Source organism: Phaeodactylibacter sp. (assembly GCF_040219495.1).
GTDB lineage: Bacteria > Bacteroidota > Bacteroidia > Chitinophagales > Saprospiraceae > Phaeodactylibacter.
Genome location: NZ_JAVJSK010000100.1, coordinates 1 through 21,960, shown reverse-complemented (window position 1 = coordinate 21,960; position 21,960 = coordinate 1). Strand labels below are relative to the sequence as shown.

Annotated in this window: 13 protein-coding genes; 6 read left to right on the top strand and 7 right to left on the bottom strand. The window is 52.1% G+C overall.

Annotated elements, in window-relative coordinates; genetic code table 11:
• Nucleotides 1–59: 59 nt before the first annotated feature.
• From RIC19_RS15385 to rpe, 5 genes are all read right to left on the bottom strand, one after another.
• Nucleotides 60–992, bottom strand: coding sequence for an aldose 1-epimerase (locus RIC19_RS15385; RefSeq protein WP_350179226.1), 933 nt, complete (start codon nt 990–992; stop codon nt 60–62).
• 54 nt (nt 993–1,046) lie between these two features.
• Nucleotides 1,047–2,678 carry an alpha,alpha-trehalase TreF gene (gene treF / locus RIC19_RS15380; protein WP_350179225.1) on the bottom strand — a complete coding sequence of 544 codons (1,632 nt, stop codon included), beginning with the start codon at nt 2,676–2,678 and terminating at the stop codon, nt 1,047–1,049.
• Nucleotides 2,679–2,712: 34 nt separating this feature from the next.
• A complete protein-coding gene (locus tag RIC19_RS15375; protein ID WP_350179224.1) occupies nt 2,713–2,880 on the bottom strand; it encodes a hypothetical protein in 168 nt (55 codons plus the stop codon).
• A gap of 7 nt (nt 2,881–2,887) precedes the next feature.
• The gene (locus RIC19_RS15370; protein ID WP_350179223.1) at nt 2,888–5,431 is read right to left on the bottom strand and encodes a TonB-dependent receptor; all 2,544 of its coding nucleotides are present in this window, start codon (nt 5,429–5,431) and stop codon (nt 2,888–2,890) included.
• Nucleotides 5,432–5,509: 78 nt separating this feature from the next.
• Nucleotides 5,510–6,184: a ribulose-phosphate 3-epimerase gene (rpe, locus tag RIC19_RS15365; protein WP_350179222.1), complete on the bottom strand. Its 675-nt coding sequence runs from the start codon at nt 6,182–6,184 to the stop codon at nt 5,510–5,512.
• A 1,401-nt stretch (nt 6,185–7,585) separates the two neighbouring features.
• Here rpe and RIC19_RS15360 point away from each other — a divergent pair.
• From RIC19_RS15360 to egtD, 5 genes are all read left to right on the top strand, one after another.
• The gene (locus tag RIC19_RS15360) at nt 7,586–9,043 is read left to right on the top strand and encodes a hypothetical protein (RefSeq protein ID WP_350179221.1); all 1,458 of its coding nucleotides are present in this window, start codon (nt 7,586–7,588) and stop codon (nt 9,041–9,043) included.
• Nucleotides 8,982–10,568, top strand: coding sequence for a glycoside hydrolase family 10-like protein (locus RIC19_RS15355; protein ID WP_350179220.1), 1,587 nt, complete (start codon nt 8,982–8,984; stop codon nt 10,566–10,568). Before RIC19_RS15360 ends, RIC19_RS15355 begins: the two co-directional genes overlap by 62 nt.
• Nucleotides 10,569–10,785: 217 nt before the next feature.
• Nucleotides 10,786–11,676, top strand: a complete 891-nt coding sequence (locus tag RIC19_RS15350) for a hypothetical protein (protein WP_350179219.1) — start codon at nt 10,786–10,788, stop codon at nt 11,674–11,676.
• 438 nt (nt 11,677–12,114) lie between these two features.
• Nucleotides 12,115–13,392 carry an ergothioneine biosynthesis protein EgtB gene (egtB, locus tag RIC19_RS15345; RefSeq protein WP_350179218.1) on the top strand — a complete coding sequence of 426 codons (1,278 nt, stop codon included), beginning with the start codon at nt 12,115–12,117 and terminating at the stop codon, nt 13,390–13,392.
• Between the two features lie 164 nt (nt 13,393–13,556).
• Nucleotides 13,557–14,582: an L-histidine N(alpha)-methyltransferase gene (egtD, locus tag RIC19_RS15340; protein WP_350179217.1), complete on the top strand. Its 1,026-nt coding sequence runs from the start codon at nt 13,557–13,559 to the stop codon at nt 14,580–14,582.
• Between the two features lie 62 nt (nt 14,583–14,644).
• Here egtD and RIC19_RS15335 read toward each other — a convergent pair whose 3' ends face one another.
• On the bottom strand, nt 14,645–17,638 hold the full coding sequence (locus RIC19_RS15335) for a DNA polymerase III subunit alpha (protein WP_350179216.1): 2,994 nt from the start codon (nt 17,636–17,638) through the stop codon (nt 14,645–14,647).
• Between the two features lie 122 nt (nt 17,639–17,760).
• The gene (gene porW, locus RIC19_RS15330; protein ID WP_350179215.1) at nt 17,761–20,661 is read right to left on the bottom strand and encodes a type IX secretion system periplasmic lipoprotein PorW/SprE; all 2,901 of its coding nucleotides are present in this window, start codon (nt 20,659–20,661) and stop codon (nt 17,761–17,763) included.
• A 256-nt stretch (nt 20,662–20,917) separates the two neighbouring features.
• Here porW and RIC19_RS15325 point away from each other — a divergent pair, with 256 nt between their 5' ends.
• A complete protein-coding gene (locus tag RIC19_RS15325; RefSeq protein WP_350179214.1) occupies nt 20,918–21,823 on the top strand; it encodes a M23 family metallopeptidase in 906 nt (301 codons plus the stop codon).
• The last annotated feature ends 137 nt before the right edge of the window (nt 21,824–21,960 follow it).

Genomic DNA, 21,960 nt, shown 5'->3' with positions numbered 1-21,960 from the left:
GGAACACAGCATGGCAGAAAAGAGCCGCATTAAGTGGGGCAGTTATTTGTTGCGCGTCGCTAAGCTCCGACCTGCACCCCAAACGTAGCCGTCCGCTGCTCGCCCGGCTCCACTCGCATAAGCCCTTCTCCATTATTAAAAGCATCAATATTGCAGGTCATCGGCTCAATGGCCAGGCAGGTGCGGTGGGGCGGGGTAAAAAGCTGCACAAAGGAGAATCCTGACTCCCCAACTTCCTGCCAGTAGCCCAGCTGCTGATCGGCATAGGAAAGCTGGATTTGGACGCGCCCTTCCTGCTGTTGCAGCGCAAAACAGTTGTCCAGCACTTCCATACCGATGCGGCGCGGCTGGGAGAAGGTTGTGTATTCGTAGCGCTTGCCTGTGGGGATCATCTCCGCATCTACCCCCACCATTTCGCAGGGTGGCAGGTGAAGGTGATGATTGCCCAGGTCATCGGATATACGGAAGTAAGGGTGCCAGCCCATACCGAAGGGCAAAGCTGTCTTGCCGGTATTCTCTACAGAAAGGCCGATTTCCAATGCGCCGGAGCGCAGGGTAAAAGCCACTTCAAACCGGAAGGGAAAGGGATAGTAGTCCAGTTGGCCATCGTAACTGAAGCGGCAGCGAATTTGGGCGTGCTCAACGCTTGCCTCTTTAGCGGCTACCTCCATCGTTTGTTCTGTACCAAAACCATGCAGGGCATTATTGGTGGGCACATCGTTGACCGGGAACTCATACCGTTGCCCTTCCCACTCATACTGCCCGTGCTTCAGGCGGTTGGGGAAAGGGTACAGGAGCACATTCTTTGCCCAGCGGTTGATGCTCATCTCTTTGGGCGTTTGATAGGTATCCAATACTGTCTGCCCGTGCAGCCGCAGATCAATTACGCAAGCGCCAAACGCCGGTACAAGTTTCAGTTGGTGGGCACCGGTTGGGTCAGAAAGCAGGTAGGCTTCATAGTCGCCAAAAGCTTCGGTCTTGATGTAGAACATAACTCCTATTTTAGTGGCTCCCCTACGTTAGAGCGTGCTGGGACAGCCTGATCCTTATTTTTCTTCTGCTTCACTCAGCAGGCGCAGCAGTACGCCATTGGTCCACCCAAAGCCGTCTTGCACGGGGTACTCGCCCCCACCGGCTTCCAGGCCCATATCTTCCACATTGTACTTCTCCACCATTTTGCCGGCATTTTCGTACACTTTCACATTCAGGTCCACCCAGTTGTCACGCACACGTTGTGCCAGTTCAGCCTCACCATAGTTGCGCAAGCCCTTGATACTTATCCACTGCAGAGGTGCCCAGCCGTTGGGGGCATCCCATTGCTGCCCGTTGTGAGTGAGGGTAGACACCAAGCCGCCATCGTAGAGAAAGTCGCGCTCCAGTACCCCGGCCACCGATGCAGCTTGTTTAGGGGTAGCGATATTGAAGAATAGCGGGTACATAGCTGCCAAGGACCGTTGCCCGGTAAAGGCTTTTTGCATAAAATTGTAATCCTGATAAAAGCTTTCCTGCTCATCCCAGAGGTACTTTTGGATAGCAGCGCGGCGCTGAGCTGCTTTTTCTTCGTACAAAGCCCCCCGTGCGGCCATCCCATTCAGAGCGTTGGCTTTGGCAAGGATGAGCTCCAGGTTGTAAAGCAGTGCGTTCAGGTCAACCGGAATGATCTGCGTGGTCTGTACAGTCTCCAGGCGCTCTGGGTCAGCAAACCAACGGCTGCTGAAGTCCCAGCCTGATTCACAAGCGGAGCGCAGGTCGCGGTAGACTTGCCCGGCGGGGCGGTCTGCTTTTTCAGCCGTTTCCACATCATCGCGGTGCATCTCTTCGCGGGGATAATCGCCTTCATCCCAGTAGCGGTTGAGGATTTCACCTTCAGGCAGGCGCACCACATGCTTTACGGCCGGGTTATCAGCACTAACCTCCGCCTCACCATTCATCCAGAAGGCGTACTCTTTTTCGAGCTGCGGCAGATAGCGCAGGTACACGGCCTGCTGATCGGTCGTTTCCAGCTCCGATTGCGCCAAAAGATCAACCATAGACGCAAAGAAGGGCGGCTGAGAACGGGTCAGGAAGTAATCGCGGTTGCCATTGGGGATAAAACCTACGGTGTCGACCAGGTAAGCAAAGTTATCCAGCATATTGCGGATCATGTCCGTTTTGCCGGCAGTCTCCAGGCCCAGCATGGTAAAGTAGCTGTCCCAGTAGTAAATCTCCCCAAATCGGCCGCCAGGTACGATGTAGGCGTTGGGCAGGGGGATCAGGGAGCCCATCGTACTTTGCTTGTCGGGCTCACGGGTGAGAATGGGCCAGAGGGCATTAATATGCTCCGCTGCAGACCGTGCCGTATCAGACTTAAAGCCAGATGCGTAATTTTTGGGCAGTTCAAAGTGCTCCAGCACAAAAGCTTTGAGGTGAAACTCCGGCTCAACTTTCATCTTCTCATAGGCTGCCAGTATCTGCTCTTCAGGTTGTTTGGGCGTACAGTCTACAAAGGTTTTGCCATCGGGGAAGACCTTTGCCATTTGCACATCTACAAACAGCGGGCCCCAGCGTTCGGCAGGCGGGAGAAAGGGGTGGCTCTCAGCCTGAACGGGCTGATCGGTAACCGTCTGCTCCGTGGCCGTCTGACAGGCAGTTAGTAATACTATGGTGCTCAAGATGGTAAAAAGGTATAATTTATTCATAGATGCTAGGGTTTTCAACAAAAAAACGACCGGATCAGTCCCGGTGTGGGTGCTCAATCAGTTCTTCCTGCTCTGTCTTAGTTACGACAGGCACGCCCAGCCGGTCAGCCAGAACATACAGGACAATCAAGGCAACGATGATCAGCCAGAGCCAGTCCCAACGGGAAAGCAACCGGCGTTTTTTAGGTTGTTCTTCAGACATATCACGATCAGAATTCCATCCGCAGGCGAAGGTTGATCCGCCGGGAAGTGAGATAATTCGGTATAGCGTATTGTTGGTTAAAGATAGTTTTTATCCAGGTATTGCCTGCCTGATTCCGGACCTGCATCAGGTTGAAAACCTCCAGGCTCAGCCAGGTATTGCGGGTGAAGCTAAGCAAGTGATTAGGCTTTTCCTTCCGCTTATCTTCGTCAAACAGCTGCAGGCTAAAGCCAATATCCACACGGTGATAAGGCGAAAAGCGATAGGTATTGCGGAACACCTCGTTGTTGCCCTGCAAACCGAAAGGCAGACCTGTGCCCACCGTCAAATTGAGGTGCATACGGAAGTTCTCGCTATTGGGCAGATAGTCCTGGAAGAGCATCGACAGGTTCATAAACTGATCGGTAGGCCGGGGCACGTCTTCCACCGGTTGCCCTTCTGCCTGCCCCAGCTCCCGGATGAGGTGCTGTACACCGACCAGGCTTTCGCGCGCACGCAGGAACGACAGATTGATCCAGGATTCTGCGCCGGGCACAAACTCGCCGTTCAGGCGCAGGTCAATCCCCGCGATGTAGCCCGTAGCGTCATTCTCACCCGAATAGCGGATGCGGACGTTCTCGATCTCGTAGGAGACGATGTCCCACAGACTTTTGTAATAAGCCTCCGTAATGAAGCGGAATTTCTTGGGGTTGCGCTTACCGAGGTAGAAGTCATAAGTGAAGCCGCCCACAATATGCGCTGATTTCTGGGCCTGCAAGTCCGTATTTACCGTGCCGTCAAAAGCCCGCATTTCCCGGTAGAAAGGAGGCTGGAAATACAGCCCGCCAGCCAGTCGGTAGGAAATATCCCGTTTGCCAGCCAGCGGCTTGTACAGGAGCTGGGCACGGGGCGAAATCAAGAGTTCCTTGTTCAGGTCCCAGTATGATGCACGTACACCTGCCGAGATGCGCCACTCGCCGCTCGATTCGTCCCGGTAGGTGTAGGTATCCTGAATGAAAGTAGTGAAGCGGGTACTGACCAGCTCATTGCGCGTCTTTAGCACATTAAAAAGGAGGACCTCGCTGGTATCATAAGGCAAAGAGTAGCCTGCTGAATCGAGGCGCTCCCATTCGTTGATGCGGTCGTCAATCAGCTCGTTTTGCACTTTAGCGCTCCACTGAATGAAGTGGCTGGCCGAAACGTCGTCTTTGTCGGGGTCAAGCTGCAATTCGATGCCGCCTTTATGCTGAAAGTTGTACAGCTGAATATCGAGGAAGTTGCGGACAAACTGCTGCTGCGTACCGGTGCCCAGCTCTGCGATCACATCTCCAAAGTTGTCGCTGCCCAGTCCGGTCTCAATTTGCCGCAAGCTGTACCGGCCGATGATGTCAAAGCGCTCATTTTCATCACTGCGGAAGGAAGAGGCCAGAAATTTAAGGAAGAAAGGGTTGCGGCTGCGGTCCGGCAGGTAAGTCAGGGACAGCCCGCCCATAGAGGTGGTAAAATCATCCACTTCCTGCCCCTCAAATACGCTAAAGAGCTCCAGGGCGAAATTGATCAGCCCCAGGGCTGTACTCCGCTGAGTAGGCGTAAAGCTATACTCCGAGCGGTTGTAGTTAGCCAAAAGCCCGAGCTGCCAATTGCGGTTGATATCATAGGTGATATAGGTCTGGAAATCGGTAAAGTTAGGGATGTACTCGCCCTGCACGTCCAGGGAGCCCAGGAGGTAGCGGGTCGTTTTGTAGCGGGCTCCAAAGAGGTACCGAAGTTTGCGGTAGTTGTCCTTACCGACATTAATGCTCCCTTCTACATGAGCAGAGCCCCCCAGGAAGCTGAGCCCCAGGGAAGCCCGGAGGCTGTCCGGCCGCTTGTATTTGATATCGAGCACGGAGGATAACTTATCGCCGTATTTGGCTTCAAAGCCCCCCGAGGAGAAAGACAAACTCCGGATAAGGTCCATATTTGCAAAGGTCAGGCCCTCTTGCTGCCCGGCGCGGATGAGCTGCGGGCGGTATACCTCAAAGTCGTTGATGTATACCAGGTTTTCGTCATAGTTGCCACCGCGCACGTTGTACTGTGAGCTGAGTTCACCCCCGGTACCGCCACTTGCCCCCAGCGCGATATACGGTAGCAGGCTTTCGAGGTTGCCGGTGGTGGTGGGCAAGAGTTTGAGTTGTTCCACATCCTCTGTGATGATGCCGGCATCTTTGATTTTACTTTCCCGGACAATCACCTCCACATCCGAGTTAATGGGTGGCAGCTCCACATCCACCTGACGGGTGGTACGGGGCGGCATATTGGCAATTTTAGCTTCGACCTTTTGGTAACCAATACGGCTGAATACGAGCACAAAGTCCTCGTTAGCCGGTACAGTAATGCTGTAACGGCCGGTGCTGCTGGTTTCCACCGCTTTGCTGGTGCCGTCAATGTATACCGTAACGAGGTCGATCGGGGCTTCACTAACCGCATCGGTGACCAGGCCAGTTACTTTGGCCAGGTTAGCTTCCTGTGCAGCAAGTGGCAGGGCGGCCATCAGGCAGAGAGCGAAGAATAAACGTTGAAGATGCTTCATAGTACAGTTATGGAGCAGGCTTTGCCTGCAAGATCGTCAAATCACGGGCCGGGTTAGAGAACGCAGGGCCCTGTTTCCTTAGGCAAAACGCTGCATTCTGCCCCCGATATCCTTCAGGCGCGCGACGGCAGCAGCAGGGTCATCGGCTTTAAAAACGCTGCTGCCCGCTACCAGCACATCAGCGCCGGCCTGCAGGATTTTCTCCGCGTTTTGCAGGCCCACGCCTCCATCTACTTCAATGAGTGTTTCGGTATTGCGCACCGTGATCAGGTCCTTGATGCGCCGTATTTTAGGTATGGTATTGTAAATAAATTTCTGCCCGCCGAAGCCCGGGTTGACCGACATGACGCAAACCAAGTCTACCATTTCTATAATATCCTCCAGGCTACTGGCCGGCGTATGCGGATTCAGCGCTACACCTGCCCTGGCCCCCGTGGCTTTGATCTGCTGCAGGGTACGGTGCAGATGGGGAGAAGCTTCCAGGTGGACCGTAATAGTATCCGCCCCGGCTTCCCGGAACTGCTCTACGTACTTTTCCGGCTCCACGATCATCAGGTGTACGTCCAACGGTTTGGTGCAGAGCTGCTTCGCAGCATCAATCAGGAGCATACCGAAAGTGATATTAGGCACAAACCGGCCATCCATCACATCAAGGTGCAGCCAATCGGCCTGACTGTCGTTGACCATTTGTATTTCATCTGCCAGGCGGGTGAAATCGGCCGCCAGAAGAGAAGGTGCTACTAGGTGGTTCATGAGTTGTGCGATTGAGAAAGGCGAATATAGGGACGAATGAGGGAATTGTAGCAATCAGAAGGCCGTCGGATTTGGTATTCTGCACGGCGTTGGTGGATGTTCGCCGGAGAATAGGAGCAGACTTGTCCTTTTGGGTTGAGTTACGGGGGGATTTATCATCCTGTATTTGGGGAGGCCGGGGGACTTCTGATTTACCAATAAAGTTGATTTGGGAAGGGTACAAAAAAAGAAAACCGGTCACAACGGACCGGTTCCAAAAGAGCTTTGAGAGGCTATCTACATACCAAAAGGAGGGTGCCCATCGGCACCCTCAAAAAATTCATGAGATTATAATTGCATTATTCGTGGAACTACAATTGCTTGTAGTGACCCGGCTACTGCTCAGTAGGTGGATTATAATTTGCTAGTAGTAAGCCGAATACCTTTGTGTGTCGTCGTTTAATTATGATTTGTCATCAGCAAGAAGGCTCCTGAAAAAGATTATGATTTGTTACTAGCTCAAAAACAGGTCGTGTTCATGAGATTATAGGTCGTTATCAGGTTTTGGATCTTGCTTTGAAAGCCGTTGCTTCCCGATCACATTACAAAGGTGAACTAATTTTTGGCCGTTACTAAGTACATTTTTAAATATTGCTGTATCGATTAAAAGTTCTACTTTACATCCAAACAACTCAAAATCAGATGTTTAAAGTTAAAAACATCGCTTCTATTTTTTAAAAAACCTTCTAAAACCACCTTAAAGCCCTGCTTTTTTCTTGTTATTTTCCTGTTTGCAGGGGCGCACCAACAAAAAAAGACCCCCAAACTTGGAGGCCTTAAGGATACGTTCGACTTAATGAATTAATGGTTTACTGGCTTTTAATTCTTGTGCACACAGGTACAAAACTGCCCGGGTAGCGTGAAAACCGGCTTTTGATCCTGCCTTGTTTAGCACAGGGCAGGGCGGTTTTCAACTTACCAAGAGTTGGCATTGAAGACCTGTGAATAAGAATGGCTTGAAAAGCGCGCGCATTTCTCGCGTCATTCTTCATAGGTTAATGCTTGTCAGTGAAGCTAGCAAAAAGCGTAGCCAAAGAGCTTGTGGGTAGAAGCGTACTGAACATAACGATTGAAGAGGCAGAAGGGGGGAGTTGATGATGCCGGGGCGTAAAGGAAACATTTTTTTTGCTCCTCTTTCACCCATTGTTTTTGCCATTCTTGTTTGAGTCGAACTGGCGTTTAATTTAAAATAGTGTTTCATTGTGAGTACACCACAAATATGATATCATTTTGCCCATAAAATAAGTACATTTTCGTATATTTCTGATCACTAAACACAACCAAAACTAATCTAAACACCTGAAAAACAGAATATTAACACTATTTCTATAATTGATTTCTGTATTTATCAACCTAAAAACCATGTATCACAGCCGTCTTGTAGAGCACATCAGAGCCCTGTCACCCAAAAAGCGGGAGCGTTTCCGGCAATTCGTACACTCTCCCTATTTCAATCAACATGACCGGACCATTGGGCTGCTGGACTTTATCCTCAAAAAGCTGGACGGGCGCCCCGGCGGACTGTCAAAGGAGCGCGCGCACAAAGCACTGTACCCGGGAGAGGACTTCAACGAGCAGCAGCTTTATAATGTCATGTCCTACCTGAACAAGCTCTACTACCGGTTTATGGCAGCAGAATACGTGGAGAAGCAAAGCTATCTGGAGCCCATTTTTACATTGGAAGAAGCTTTTGATAACCATCAGTTTGATATCATGACCAACCGGGGCAAGCAATTGATGAAAAAGCTCAAAAAAGACCCCGTACACAATTCACAGTATTTCCAGACCAGCTACCGGTTGAACCATGCGCTGGGGTACTACAGCGGCACCTACTTCGACCGGGCGGAGACGAATACGTTTCAGCACATGCTCGACGAGCTCGACAAGTATTACATGTTGGAGAAGCTACGCAACTGCTGCCACCTCACTGCCAATTCCCTCATTCTCAATACCTCCTACAACTTCCGGATGCTGGATGAACTGCTCAGGTATTTGCAGGCTAACTGGGCAGACTTTGAGGCAGAGTATTCTATCGTGATGTACTACACGGCGCTGATGAGCATGCTGGAAGAGCAAGACCCCAGGCACTATCAACAGATGAAGATTATGCTTGCAAAAAATATGAAGTCCTTTTCCGAAACCGAGGGGCGCGATCTTTACAGCTTCTCCTATAACTATTGTATCCGGATGATCAACGCCGGCCATAGCGACTATCAGGTAGAGCTTTTCCAGCTATACAAACAAGGCCTTAAGCAGGAGCTGCTGCTGGACAAGGGGCTGATTTCCGAATGGGATTACAAAAATATCGCCACACTGGGCGCCCGGCTCAAAGAGTTTAGCTGGACCGAAAACTTCCTGCAGGAGTACCAGGAAAAGCTGCCTGCCCACCGGCAGGAGAATGCCTATAATTATAACCTTGGCAACTTGTACTACAATAAAGGTTTGTACGAAGAAGCCCTCTCCGCCCTTCTCCTGGTGCAGTTTACCGATGTAAAATACCACCTGAGCACCACTTTCCTTCTTTTACGTACCTATTATGCCCTGCATGATACAGAGGCTTTATTATCGCTGATTGAGACCTTCCGCATCTACGTAATCCGTAACCGCAAGATGACAGTAGAGCAAAAACGAGGCTATACCAACTTCCTGCGCTTCGCCAAAAAACTGGTCCTGATTAAGCACAGTGCTTCTACTTACGCTCGTAAGGATTTTGAGAAAGAAATTGACGACCTTCGCAGCAAAATTGAAGAAAGCGAAAATGTTATCAATAAATACTGGCTCCTCGAAGAATGCCAGACCAGTACTACTGCTACGGTCTAGCCTATTTATTCTGATGACCGCCCTCTGGTCGGCCACAACGCTGCAGGGACAGGAAGCAGCACCCCTCAAACGTGAGTTTCGTGGGGTTTGGGTGGCTACGGTGCTCAACCTCGACTATCCCAAGTCGCCAACGACCTGGCCAACGGCGCAAAAGGAAGGGTGGCGCAATTTGCTGGATAAGCTTAAGGCAACCGGCTTCAATGCAGTCGTCGCGCAGGTACGCCCCGCAGCTGATGCGTTTTACCCATCAACACACGCACCCTGGTCTGCCTACCTGACCGGAAAGCAAGGGCTCCCGCCCAAACCTGCTTATGATGTACTGGAATTCATGATTGAGGAAGCCCACAAGCGGGGTATGGACTTCCACGCCTGGCTCAACCCTTACCGCGTCAGCATGGACCTTGATACCACCAAACTCTCTGCCGGCCATGTGTTTTACCAGCACAGGGACTGGATCGTACCCTACGGCAACCGGTACTACCTCAACCCGGGGCTGCCGCCGGTACGGGAGCACCTCAGTGGGGTCATTGCAGAGCTGGCCAGTCAGTACGATATTGATGGCATCCACTTTGACGACTACTTCTACCCTTACCCCGTAGCGGGAGCGCCCTTTCCAGACAGCCTCACCTTTGCGCAATACGGTGCTACCCAATTCGATACCATAACAGACTGGCGGCGCGATAACGTCAACCGGCTCATTGGAATGGTGGACTCCACCCTGGAACAGCACGCGCCATATGCGGAATTTGGCGTAAGCCCCTTTGGCGTATGGCGCAATCAGTCTGAAGACCCCAAAGGCTCCGCCACACAAGCCAGCATCGGCGCTTACGATGCGCTTTACGCTGATGCGCTGCACTGGGCAGAGGAAGGCTGGATCGATTATCTCGTGCCTCAACTCTACTGGCATATTGGGTTCGAAATCGCCGACCATGCTGAATTGCAACGTTGGTGGAGCAGGCACAAGGGCAAAGCCAAACTGTACATTGGGCACGCTGCTTATAAAGTGGGGCGGGACAAAATGGAGCAGTGGCTGCTCCCCGATGAGCTGCCCCGGCAGCTACAAATGGGCAGGAGCAACCCTGATATTGATGGGGGGATCTTCTTCCGTGCTGCCTCTACCCTCTACGGCGGGCTCGGGGTACGGGACAGCCTTCAGGCGGCTTTTTCCACCCCCGCTCTGCTACCGGCACACACTTACAACGGGCTCAGAATTCCCGCCCCGCCCCGCATGAAGCGCGCCAAAGCACGGCGTCAGGGCACCTTGCTCAAGTGGAAGTTTGGGAAAGGAGACCGCAAGCACCGACCGCACTACTACGTGGTCTACCGTTTTGAAGGCAAACAGGCCGGAAGTACCGACCAACCGGAAGCAATCGTACACTTCACCGAATTCGGAGCTGGCAGGCGGCAGTATAAATTTACAGATACCACTACAAAGCCGGGGCGGTTCTATACCTATCTTATAGTAGGCCTCAACCGTGCCCATCGGGAAGGGGCACCGGGGCAGGCGGCTACCGTTCAGTTTTAGAGCGTGTTGAGACTTTAGTAATCGGTCTGTCCCGCTCCAGGAACGGGACCCTTTCCTGCCTACGTTCCCCCTACCCTCGCTTTTGTGTTTTTTAATCTAAAAATGCCAAGAAAAGCACACCCTAATGATAAAAAACGAATCATTTCCATTCATTTTGTGCATAAAATAAACTACTGCCCGTTTCTCTCTGTTAAAAATAATAGAAAAAATAAATTATATGGCATTGATTAACAATTGGAAAAAACTAACGAATGAGACTCCGAAGAATCTCGTAAACGCGATGCAGCAGCTACACCACGCTGCACAGTGCGTAGCTGCTTTTGGCAACAGCCTGATCCCGCAAGCATCCGACGATTCCCAGTCGAGCCTAAACTGGCTTCCTGATATCAAGGCACTGGCTTCTCAGGAAGTCAACCTGAAGCGGCGTGTACGCCTGGCACTGATTTACAATAAGTTTGAGTTGCAGATGATCAACGAAAACGAGAGTACTATGGGTGTTTTCCCTTTATCAGGACAGACCAAAAGTACGGCATTAAGCTTTGTGCGCACTCAGGCCCGCGCTATGGGAGTGAGTGGCGAAGATGTACAGCCTATTGATCATTATCAATTGCCGGAACACGACTTGAACAAAGGGGCTCCTTTTTTGATGACCTCCCCGGATGACCACAGAGAATTAGCAAAATACCGGCACAATGCATCGCTTATCATTGGTGAAATCGCCAAAATGTACGAGTACGCCAGCCCTGTAGCTACCTGGCCACACCACTTTGATACCGCAAGCACTATTACAGTGAAGTTTGACGACACCAGCAATCAGGAGAAAACCGTAGGTATTGGTTTTTCACCAGCCGATGGTTTATGTGACGAGCCTTATTTTTATGTCAACCACTGGACGAAAAAAGAAAAGATCAGCTACGATACCCTTCCCAGTCTGCCGGAAGGTGGAACATGGGAGACGAGTACCGACTGGAAAGGTGCGATTCTCAAAGCATCTGCCATTGTAAAACTCAAGGAGGCTACAGCGCAGTATGAGCTTACCGATCAGTTTCTGAAGAGCGGTATCGAAGCATCGCTTGAAATACTTGAAGAAACCGCTGTAAAAGCTTAAATTACAGCAATATTTTTTCCCCGAGACGGAAAGAAGGCTCGCACCTCTTCGGAGTGGTGGGCCTTTTTCTTTTTCTGATTTGACTTAGAGCATGTTCATCTCCAATAGACTTGAGCATGTTTGGAGCAAACAATAGTTGACAATCAAAGGGTTGTGGTTATGGCTAAATAAAAAAATGCGCGTTTGGCGGAGCCTGCCCTGTAGCACTACGGGGCAAATCAGCATTCCTCCGTGAATCCCACATCCTTTCGGGATTCACAACACTTTGGTTATCAGTAGAAGTGCTCCTCCAAATATACCCTTAGCCGCCTGGCAGGTATCAACGGCAAAAATTCCGCTCTAAGCCTTCTTATCCCTGATTTCGCACCAATCTGTGATCTGGCCTTTCAAACAAACAGCCGTTTTTTGCATTTACAAGGCATAACTAATTGCAACTCTATGACTCTCCATACCACACCTGCTTCGGCAGGCACTTTAACTGACCGGTACCAATACATCCGTCAACAAAGCCTCAACCTCTGTGCTCCCCTGCAAACAGAAGACTATGTGGCCCAGCCGGTACCGTTCGTTAGCCCGCCCAAGTGGCACCTTGGTCATACCACCTGGTTTTTTGAGAACTTCATCCTCGCTGAGCAGATGGCTGGCTACCAACGGTTCAATGAGGCGTTGAACTATTGCTTCAATAGCTATTACCAAAGCCAGGGCCCGAGGATTTTGCGCAACAAGCGCGGCAACCTAACCCGCCCGCCACTGACTACCGTCATCGAATACCGGCAGTACGTAGACGAGCACATGAGCCGCTTTCTCAAACAGCACGATGAAGCCGGCTTGCCCGAAGCCCTGTCGCTGCTGCTCGAGGTGGGCCTGCAGCACGAACAGCAACATCAGGAACTACTGGTGACCGACATGAAGTACATTCTCGGGCACAACCCCATGCATCAGCCTTACCGGGAAGCCCATACCTTACCGGAGTCTTCTGCTCCCGCGCCCCTCACCTTCACGCCTGTAGACGAAGGCGTATATACCGTCGGGCATCAGGGCGAGGGCTTCTGCTGGGACAATGAGCAGGGCGCGCACAAAACCTATCTGCACCACTTTGCTATTGCCAACCGGCTCATCACCAACGGAGAGTACATGGCATTCATTGCCGATGGTGGCTACGAGCACTTCGGGCACTGGCTGGACGACGGCTGGAGCTGGGTGCAGGCGCAAGAAGTGCAAGCCCCCCTCTACTGGTATGAGCAGGAAGGCACCTGGTGGCACTACACCATGCATGGGCTGCAAAAAGTAGACCCTAACGCCCCGGTTACCCACATCAACTACTACGAAGCCGATGCATTCGCCAACTGGAAGGGCCTTCGCCTGCCTACAGAGCAAGAGTGGGAAGCCGCCTGCCGCTTGCTAAATCAAAGTATTCCGGACGACGCCAATTTTGTCGAATCGGAGCGCTTCCAACCTACAGCACCGGCCCACGAACAAGACTATCAAATGCTTGGCAATACCTGGGAGTGGACCGCAAGTGCCTACCTCCCCTACCCCAACTATCCACGCTTCAAAGGGGCGCTGGGAGAATACAACGGTAAGTTCATGGTCAATCAAATGGTCCTGAGGGGCGGCTCCTGTGCCACACCACGCTCGCACATCCGAATGAGCTACCGCAACTTCTTCTACCCTCAGGAACGCTGGCAGTTCACCGGGCTGCGCCTGGCTAAGTAATTCAAAACGCTAATAGCATGTTTGGAGCTCGTTACTATTGCAAATCAACGCTTTATGAACCCCGCAGAAATGCGGGGCAAGCTCTGACTTCCTCACTAAATTTTCATTTAGCCCGCTAAACTCAAATTTAGTGAGGAAGTCAGAACCATAAATCCTTGATTTTCATGACGAACCCGCTCCAAACAAGCTCTAAGAACCCAATATCCACTATGCTTTCTTCTACCGCTTCCACACAACCGGCAACGGACACCACTTCGGCTTTCGCCCGCAGTGTCTTGCATGGGCTGTCACAGGCCCCCAAGCAGCTATCGTCCATGTATTTTTACGATGAGCGCGGCGATCAGCTCTTTCAGGACATTATGCATATGCCGGAGTACTACCTCATGAACTGTGAGCTGAACATCTTTGAGCAACAAAAAGCACAAATACTGGAAGCAATCGGGCTGGAGCACTTCCACCTGCTGGAGCTGGGTGCCGGTGATGGGTATAAGACCCGCTTGCTGCTCCGCTACTTTATGGAGCAGTCGGTTGATTTTGAATACCAGCCGATCGATATTTCGGCTAGTGTCCTGCAGGAACTGGAGCTCCGCTTGCGCGAAGAGCTGCCAGCTCTCAAAGTGCACCCTTTGCCCGGCGATTACTTCAATGTGCTGCACGAAGTCAAAGAGACCGACACCACGCCAAAGGTCGTCCTGTTCCTGGGCGCCAATATTGGCAACTACCCGCAAGAGCGGGCGGTGGCTTTCCTGCGCCACCTGCAGGACGAGCTCAATACCGGCGACAAACTGCTCGTTGGCTTTGATCTGAAGAAGGACCCGGAGGTTATTCTGAATGCCTACAATGACCCGGCAGGCATTACCGCTGCGTTTAACCTCAACCTGCTGGAGCGCATGAACCGGGAGCTGGGCGCTAATTTCAACATACAGGACTTCCGCCACTGGGAAAGCTATGACCCCGTTACCGGCGCGACACGCAGCTTTTTGGTGAGCACCAAGGCGCAGCATGTCTTCATCAAAACGCTCAATCAATCCTTCCACTTTGAAGCCTGGGAAGCCGTGAATGTCGAGCTGAGCCAAAAGTACAGCCTGTCCGAAATTGAGGCCCTGGCAGCTGACTCCGGCTTCCTCGTGGAGCAGCATTTTACAGATGACCGGGGCTACTTTGTAGACAGCCTTTGGCGCAAGCTTTAGAGCGTGTTGGGACTTTACACTTCGGGCTTGCTCTTGCCAATTTTCGTCCTGCTTTTTGTTGCTCACCGGTGCGGCACTCCTGCATTTCCCCAGCCCAGAAAAGACATCCGGGTTACTTCCAAGCTGGGGAAACCAAACTCCTTGACGACTTTGCCTTCCATTTTATAGACCCCCTTTCCCCGAAAGGGCGACCGCTTCAGAACAGGCGGAAAATGAACTGTGTCAAAAAAATGCCCATCCTGACCTATCCAGCAGCCAAAAGCCATCAGCTTCCCTTTGGTGGTGCGCACCTCCTTCTTACAAACGTAGTAGCCTAAAATTCGGACTACCCGACCTTCCAGCTCCCCCAGCCGGGCCGACTGGGAAATGGTATCTGTAAATGCCTGCTTATCCAGTAAATCAAAAGGCAGGCAGAGTGGAAAACCGAGCAATTCCAGTTCGGCGGTGGCATCTGCAAGTGGCCCGGGGGCAACAGCTGCCCCGGAAGACAAAAACTGACGGGCAATGCCCTCTACGTGCTCATCTTCTTCGGGGAACAAACTCATGGAGTGGCGCCTCTGACCGGGTGGTTGGAACAGGGCCACCCGTTCCCACATCAGCTCCTGCCTGGTCTGCCCGGTAAAGCGGAAAGCCCCGATGCGGATGAGTAAGTCAACTTGCTCTTTGCCAAGGTCTACACGGTTCAGAAAGTCAGACAGGCTGCGGTAAGGGCCGCCCTGAGCCCGTTGATATACAATACGGTGTGCGGCCTGCTGTTCCATTTGGTGCAGGTGCACAAAGCCGATGTAAATATCTTCCCCCTCCAGGGTCGTCAGGTGCTGACTGTGATTGATACAGGGCGCATGCAGCTGACCGCCGCACCGCCGCGCTTCATGAAAGTAGTACTCCGCCCGGTAAAACCCACCAAAGTTGTTGATGACCGCCACAATGAATTCCAACGGGTAGTAAGCTTTGAGGTAAAGGCTCTGAAAGCTTTCCACCGCAAAGCTGGCGGAATGGGCTTTGCAAAATGAATAGCCGGAAAAACTTTCCACCTGTCGCCAGACTTCCCGGGCCAGCTCCTCCGGGTGGCCGCGCGCCCGGCAATGCTCAAAATACTTCCGGCGCAGACGCTCGAAGGTATCCCCTTTTGACTTTTTACCGCTCATGATGCGGCGCAGCACGTCGCTCTCATCCAGCCCAAGCCCGGCAAAGTGATGGACGATCTTCATCACGTCTTCCTGATAGACCATCACGCCGAAGGTTTCTCCGAGCTGTGCTTCGAAGACCGGGTGCAGGTATTCAACACGATGGGGATGGTGGAAACGGCGGATGTACTCCTTCATCATACCCGACTTGGCAACACCAGGCCGGATGATTGAACTGGCAGCAACCAGGTGCACATAATTGTCACACCCCAGCTTCTTCAGCAAACCACGCATGGCAGGCGATTCGATATAAAAGCAGCCCATACAGTCACCGGAGCGCAACTGTGCCTTCACCCGCTCGTCTGCTTTGATGTGCGGTATATCGTGAATATCTACAGCTTGCCCCTGATTTCTCCGGATCAGCTCCACGGTATCCTTAATATGCCCCAGTCCCCGCTGACTGAGCACATCAAACTTATGAAACCCCAGGTCTTCGCCGTGGTTCATATCGAAATGAGTGACCGGAAAGCCTTTCGGCATGAGCTGCAGGGCCGTATGGTAATAAATAGGGGCTTCCGAAATCACAATACCCCCAGCGTGGATCGACAGGTGGTTGGGAAAGCCTTCCAGCTTACGCCCGTAGTGCATAATTTTGCCGGCGAGCTCATGATGCACCTCCGGCTCGAAGGGCGAGGCCACTATTTTGTCAATCTCGCCTTTCGGCAAACCGTATACCTTGCCCAGTTCCCGGATGATGGAGCGCCCTTTGAAGGTAGAATAAGTGGCCAACAGAGCCGTGTAGTCCCGCCCGTAGCGTTTGAAGATATAATCGGTCACATCATCCCGCTCGTCCCAGGAAAAATCAATATCAAAATCAGGAGGTGAAGTGCGGTGCGGATTGATAAAACGCTCAAAGTACAGCCCCAGCTCCATGGGGTCCACATCGGTAATGCGCAGGCAGTAAGCTACGATAGAGTTGGCACCACTCCCCCGCCCTACGTGGTGATAGCCGGCCGAGGCGGCATAGCGCACGATATCCCAGGTGATGAGAAAGTAGGCGCAAAAATCCTGCTGCCTGATCACTTCCAGCTCACGCCCGACTCGCTCCAGGGCATCCCGATAGGCCGTGGTACGTGCACCAAGATGGGCGTAGCGGCGCTCGCAGCCGTTGAGGGCGAGTTTTTCCAGTAGCTTGTAGTCCCCGTCTTTACTACCGGTGAAGGTTTGGCGGTTGAGGTGGAGCCCGGGCCGGAAATCTGCCGTGCAGCCTTGCAACAGGCGTTCCGCATTATCGATAAGGTAAGGCTGTGTCTTGTAAAACGCACGGAGTTGTTCCGGTGGCATCAGGCGTTCGGAAGCTTTGGCAGTCTGCTGGTGGGATAATTTACTGAGCAGGATATTCCTATCGATAGCCCGCAGCAGCCGGTGGAGCTCAAACCCTTCGTTATCCGCAAAAAAGACCGGACTGAGGGCTACTAATTTGTTTTGGTGGTTCAGCAGCTCATGGCCAAACAAGCGTGCAACGTGCTCTGGCCGAATGCCCAGAAACTCTTCTTCCCGGAACTCCTGAATCGGCTTCAGCAGGCGCGGGTAGATGATATAAGCGTGTTGCATGGGTGGTGCGAGCTCAGGCAATGCCTGCCCCTCAAGCGAGGCTTCGCTAAGCAATTGATTGAGCTCGCGCAGCCCTTCCCGGTTGCGCGCCAGCCCGATGTACAGACAGCGCCCTTCCTGCCGGAACTCCAGCCCTGCCACTGCCTTGACGCCCACGTTCTCACAGCAGCGGACAAACTCGTACGTACAGCTCGTGTTGTTGATATCGGTCAGGGCTATAGCAGTGTAGCCCAATTGTGCAGCACGTTCGGCCAGGGCAGACGGTGGCAGGGTGCCATACCGCAGGCTGTAATAGGTGTGGGCGTTGAGCAGCATTCGATTTCATCATAGTATGTTGCGCTAAGTTAAAAATTATTGTTTGAAATTAAATGTTTTTAACGGTTTTCCAACCCTGCCCGCCTTTACTACGATGACTGGTCTGCAAATACCTGATCAGTCTATTTCAGGTAAAACTGTTGAAAGAACAAGCGGTAGCCCTCAATTTTACGCTGCTTGAGGATTTCACGGTAGTTGTTCTGCGTGACGGGGAAGAGCTCGAAATCCCCCCCCCCTTCAACGAACTCCTTCTTGTTGCGCTGTACGCCATTATAGTACTTCATAGCCTCTTGCTTATCCTTAAACCGGCGCAGTACCAAGATGGGGACGCGGTCATCAGCGGTAGTCCCCAGGTAGATATTGGAGATACGGATGCGGTCGAGCTTATGGTACTTTTCGTTGTAATCAGATACCTTCACTTTGGCATCGGTAAGGCTTATGTTTTTGTCCTTAAAGGCAATGATCGCATAGTGGAGCTTGTCTGCCTCTTCCTTGAAAGCCTCAATTTCTTCTTTTGCGCCAGCGGGCAGGCTAGTGGTCGTTTCTCCGAGCAGGCGCAGGATTTCCCGTGCCCGCAGCTGTTCCTCTGTATCCGGGTAGCGCGCAACCACATTTCGCAACGCCTCCACGTAAGCCTCTTTGCCCTCGATATTGCCGGTGCTCATAGCAGAAAGCAAGGCAAATTTAGGCTGGAAAGGGTTGGCAGCGCCAAACTTATCTTTAGCCTGCTGACTGCGGTCGAAAGCCTGACGGTAGTTGCCGGAGGCGAAGGCCGCGTAAGTCTCGTCGTAGTAGCGGTTAAGCTCCTGTTCTTCCTTGACCAGCTCCTCCGCGTAGTTCGGATTCTTAATGATGAGCGCATAAGCCGTATTGGGGTACTTGTCCAGGATTTTATCGGCATAGACCTTCGCTTTTGAGGGGTTGCCTATGTCTGTATAGGCCAGGTAAAGCTGATACCAGGAATCAAGCTCGTAGGTATTGCCCGGGAAGCGTTCATTGAGCTCCTCCAGGACGGCTATGGCGCGGTCGTAATTTTCGAGGCGTTCGCGGTACAAGGCGCCCAGTTTGGACATGGCCTCCTGCAACTGAATTTCAGCCGCTGCAATATCGCCTTCGGTTTTAGGGACTGCGCCCAGGAGTTTTTCGATCTCCTCGTCCGTCAGGATATCGCTACCGTCATCGGAGCTAATTTCCTCGATAATATCGTTGGAGCTTGCTGCTGAGCGCCGCCAGTTGTCCTCCAGCGGGCGGGTGCCCCAAATTCTTTCAAAATCACGGATGCCCCGCTTCTGCCTGCGGTCATCGTAGGCAAAGAAGGAACTTTCTGCGGACCCGAGGCTGGCTGATGGGTTAACCCGGTTATTGAGGTTGCCGAAACGCTGATTGGCCTGTTGGTTGGCCTGGGCTACAAGCGCCTTACGGCGGGCATCGTCCTGTTTTTTCTTAATTTCCAGCGCCAGGGCTTCCTGCTCGGCCGGCGTCATTTGGCTGATGGTCAGCAGGCTGTCCTGCAGGGCGATGATTTCCAGGTTTTTGGCAATATCAGTCAGGCTGCCCGCCATGCCTTTCACACGTTTGAAGCGTTCATCCTGCTCTGCCATCACCATAAGGGTACTGTCGTAGTAATTCTTGGCATTTACGTATTCCTCCCCTTCGTAGTAGAAGTCGGCCAGCGTTACATAGGCTTCCGCTTTTTGCGCCTGATTGCCGGTGTCATGCTGCAGGGAAAGCTGCAAGTTGCGGACTCCTTCTGCCTGATCGCCTTCTTTAAAGGCAATCATGGCCAGGGCGAAGTAAATCTGGTCTTTGAACTCGGCATTCTTATCCTCCCGGAGCAATTTTTCCAGGCTGGCACGAGCTTCCCGTGCACTACCGGTACCACTTGCCCAGGCATTTTGCGCCATATTCAGCTCGCAGTTGAAGGCCATCACATAGCCGGGGCGGAAAGAAAGTGCCTGCTCGAACCCGGCATAAGCGCCCCGGCTGTTGCCCAGCTTCTGATAAATCTGTGCCATGATGAAGGCGTAGCGTGCCTTTAGGTTTTTGTCCCCTTCCAGCTCGATGGCTTCCTCGAGTGCAGGCAGGGCATCCACGTAAGCTTGCTCAGAGATGTGCAGGTGTGCTTTGATCGCCGACAACTCTGCCCGGGTCTCCGCGAAGGTTTCCGGGTCCTGCTCCAGCTCCCGGATCACCCGCTCTGCGCCATCGAACTTATCGCGCTCGATGAGGGTCTTGGCATAGTACAACATGCCTTGCTGATAGGCCAGTTGGTGCTTCAGCGGGTTCTTTTTAGGATTTTGGTTGGCCGCATTTTCTTCTTCGAGGGCAGCTTCATTTTCCTTGCGTTTTTCCTCTTTGGCGTCCGCCGTTTCTTCCTCCTTGCCACGCTGCAGGATAGCCGGTTTTTCCGGAGCCTGCCCGCCGGATTTACGGGCTTTGCGCACAGCCTTGTTGTATTTCTTCAGTGCCCGCGCTTTCTTTTTGCTCATCTTGCCCTTTTTGCGGCTGGACTTTTTGCGCTTTTTCTTTTTCTTTTTCTTTTTGCTCGCCTTCTTCGCCGCATCCGCCTTTTTCTCCTTTTTGCGCATTTCCTCGGGGCTGAACTCGTTGGAGAAGTAACGGAAAGTAGCTTCGGCCGCCTCATAGTCCCGCTTGTAGTACTGGGCTTTGCCAAAAACCAGGTAGGAGTCATCCACCCATTTGCTATAAGGGTGCAGGTTAACCACCACGGTCACTTTTTCCATGGCAATATCAAGATCCTGGGCAACCGCTGTCGCGTCTTCCACGGCAAGGTGCTTGTACATCGGCAGCAGCTTGGTGTAGTTGTCCACGTAGGAGTCCTCCAGCAGAGCTTTGCTGAGCATAATCAGCTCATCGGCATTGAAGTATCCGTTGTAATGCGCGGTGGTGTTGTGGTAGGCTTCACTAAGTGCCGACATATCGCTACGGCTCTTGGTCGTCGTACAAGCCGCGAGCACTGCCATACTCAGGGTTACCCACAATATTTTGTTGATCTGTTTCAAAGTCCGGTTGTTTTCCAAATGCTCCATACGGAGCGCCAAATTGTAAAAGAAAAAGGCCAAATTACTTCCGGGCGCTAGATACACTGCCTAACTTTGCCAACCCGGAACTGTATAATAAACGCCAAATGCCAAAATTATTTTATTATTAACAGACTACAAACCCTTTTAAGGACTGTCTCAATCAATTTTTGGTCCCTCAACAGCGTTTATAGTTTTCAGTAGCTCCTGGTCCGGTACAATAAACAACGATTTTATTATGGCTCCGAACGAAGATAAATTCAAAGCCTGGTGGAAGCGGACCAAGCAAAATATACAGCATACTTACCGCTTCATTATCATGAACAACGAGACCTTCGAGGAAGTAGGCTCGTACCGGCTCACGCTGCTCAATGTGTACGTGGCAGCAAGCACCGTTCTTGTACTGGTGGCGTTCCTGGTCGTGACCGCAATTGCGTTCACTCCGCTCCGGCAGTATGTACCGGGCTACGGTGATGGCGACAAAGCCCGCCGTCAGGTAGAAAAAGTGTACGACGAAGTCAAATCGCTGGAGAAACAACTGGCCGCTCAGCGGGCTTACTCCGAAAACATCCAAAAGGTGCTGATTGGTGATGTGGAGACGGCTAAGGAAGCCGAAAAGAAATCAGGCCCTGAACTGCAAATGGATTCACTGCAGGAAGTGGAACCGTCCGAGGCTGAAGAACAACTCAGAGAGGAGCTGGAATTACAGGAAGTGGGAAATGCTGCCCGCCGCGGCCGCCCGATTAACTTCCCCCCGGGCGATGTGCCATTGGAACAGCTCTTTTTCTCCCCTCCTGTTACTGGAGAGATCAGCGCTGCTTTCATGCCGGACAAAAAGCACTATGGCGTAGACGTACTTGCCCCTAAGAATACCGCCATCAAATCAGCCATGGACGGGTTCATCTTTTTCTCAGACTGGACACTGGAAACCGGCAATACGATTGGCATTCAGCATTCCAACAACACCATTACCTTCTATAAGCACAACTCTGTGCTCCTCAAGGAAGCAGGCAGCTTCGTGAAAGCCGGTGAAGCAGTCGCTATCATCGGCAATACCGGCACCCTGTCTGACGGGCCGCACCTCCACTTCGAGCTGTGGCACAGGGGCAAACCGGTAGACCCAGTAGAGTACATTAAGTTTTAAGAGCGTGTTGGGACTTTAGTAATCGGTCTGCAAACTACACTTTTTTGCTTATACTTCGTCCCGAAAATCCTCATTTAGCTAAGGCTAAACTCCGGTTTTCGTGCCTCGTCTAACCAAAAAATTGTTAGTTTTCGACT

Excerpts from the sequence above, each read along its gene's own strand:
- RIC19_RS15350 (WP_350179219.1), top strand. The coding sequence starts at position 10,786 with ATGGCATTGATTAACAATTGGAAAAAACTAACGAATGAGACTCCGAAG.
- RIC19_RS15360 (WP_350179221.1), top strand. The coding sequence starts at position 7,586 with ATGTATCACAGCCGTCTTGTAGAGCACATCAGAGCCCTGTCACCCAAA.
- RIC19_RS15355 (WP_350179220.1), top strand. The coding sequence starts at position 8,982 with ATGTTATCAATAAATACTGGCTCCTCGAAGAATGCCAGACCAGTACTA.
- RIC19_RS15370 (WP_350179223.1), bottom strand. The coding sequence starts at position 5,431 with ATGAAGCATCTTCAACGTTTATTCTTCGCTCTCTGCCTGATGGCCGCC.
- egtD (WP_350179217.1), top strand. The coding sequence starts at position 13,557 with ATGACGAACCCGCTCCAAACAAGCTCTAAGAACCCAATATCCACTATG.
- RIC19_RS15335 (WP_350179216.1), bottom strand. The coding sequence starts at position 17,638 with ATGCTGCTCAACGCCCACACCTATTACAGCCTGCGGTATGGCACCCTG.
- RIC19_RS15375 (WP_350179224.1), bottom strand. The coding sequence starts at position 2,880 with ATGTCTGAAGAACAACCTAAAAAACGCCGGTTGCTTTCCCGTTGGGAC.
- treF (WP_350179225.1), bottom strand. The coding sequence starts at position 2,678 with ATGAATAAATTATACCTTTTTACCATCTTGAGCACCATAGTATTACTA.
- RIC19_RS15325 (WP_350179214.1), top strand. The coding sequence starts at position 20,918 with ATGGCTCCGAACGAAGATAAATTCAAAGCCTGGTGGAAGCGGACCAAG.
- RIC19_RS15385 (WP_350179226.1), bottom strand. The coding sequence starts at position 992 with ATGTTCTACATCAAGACCGAAGCTTTTGGCGACTATGAAGCCTACCTG.
- rpe (WP_350179222.1), bottom strand. The coding sequence starts at position 6,184 with ATGAACCACCTAGTAGCACCTTCTCTTCTGGCGGCCGATTTCACCCGC.
- egtB (WP_350179218.1), top strand. The coding sequence starts at position 12,115 with ATGACTCTCCATACCACACCTGCTTCGGCAGGCACTTTAACTGACCGG.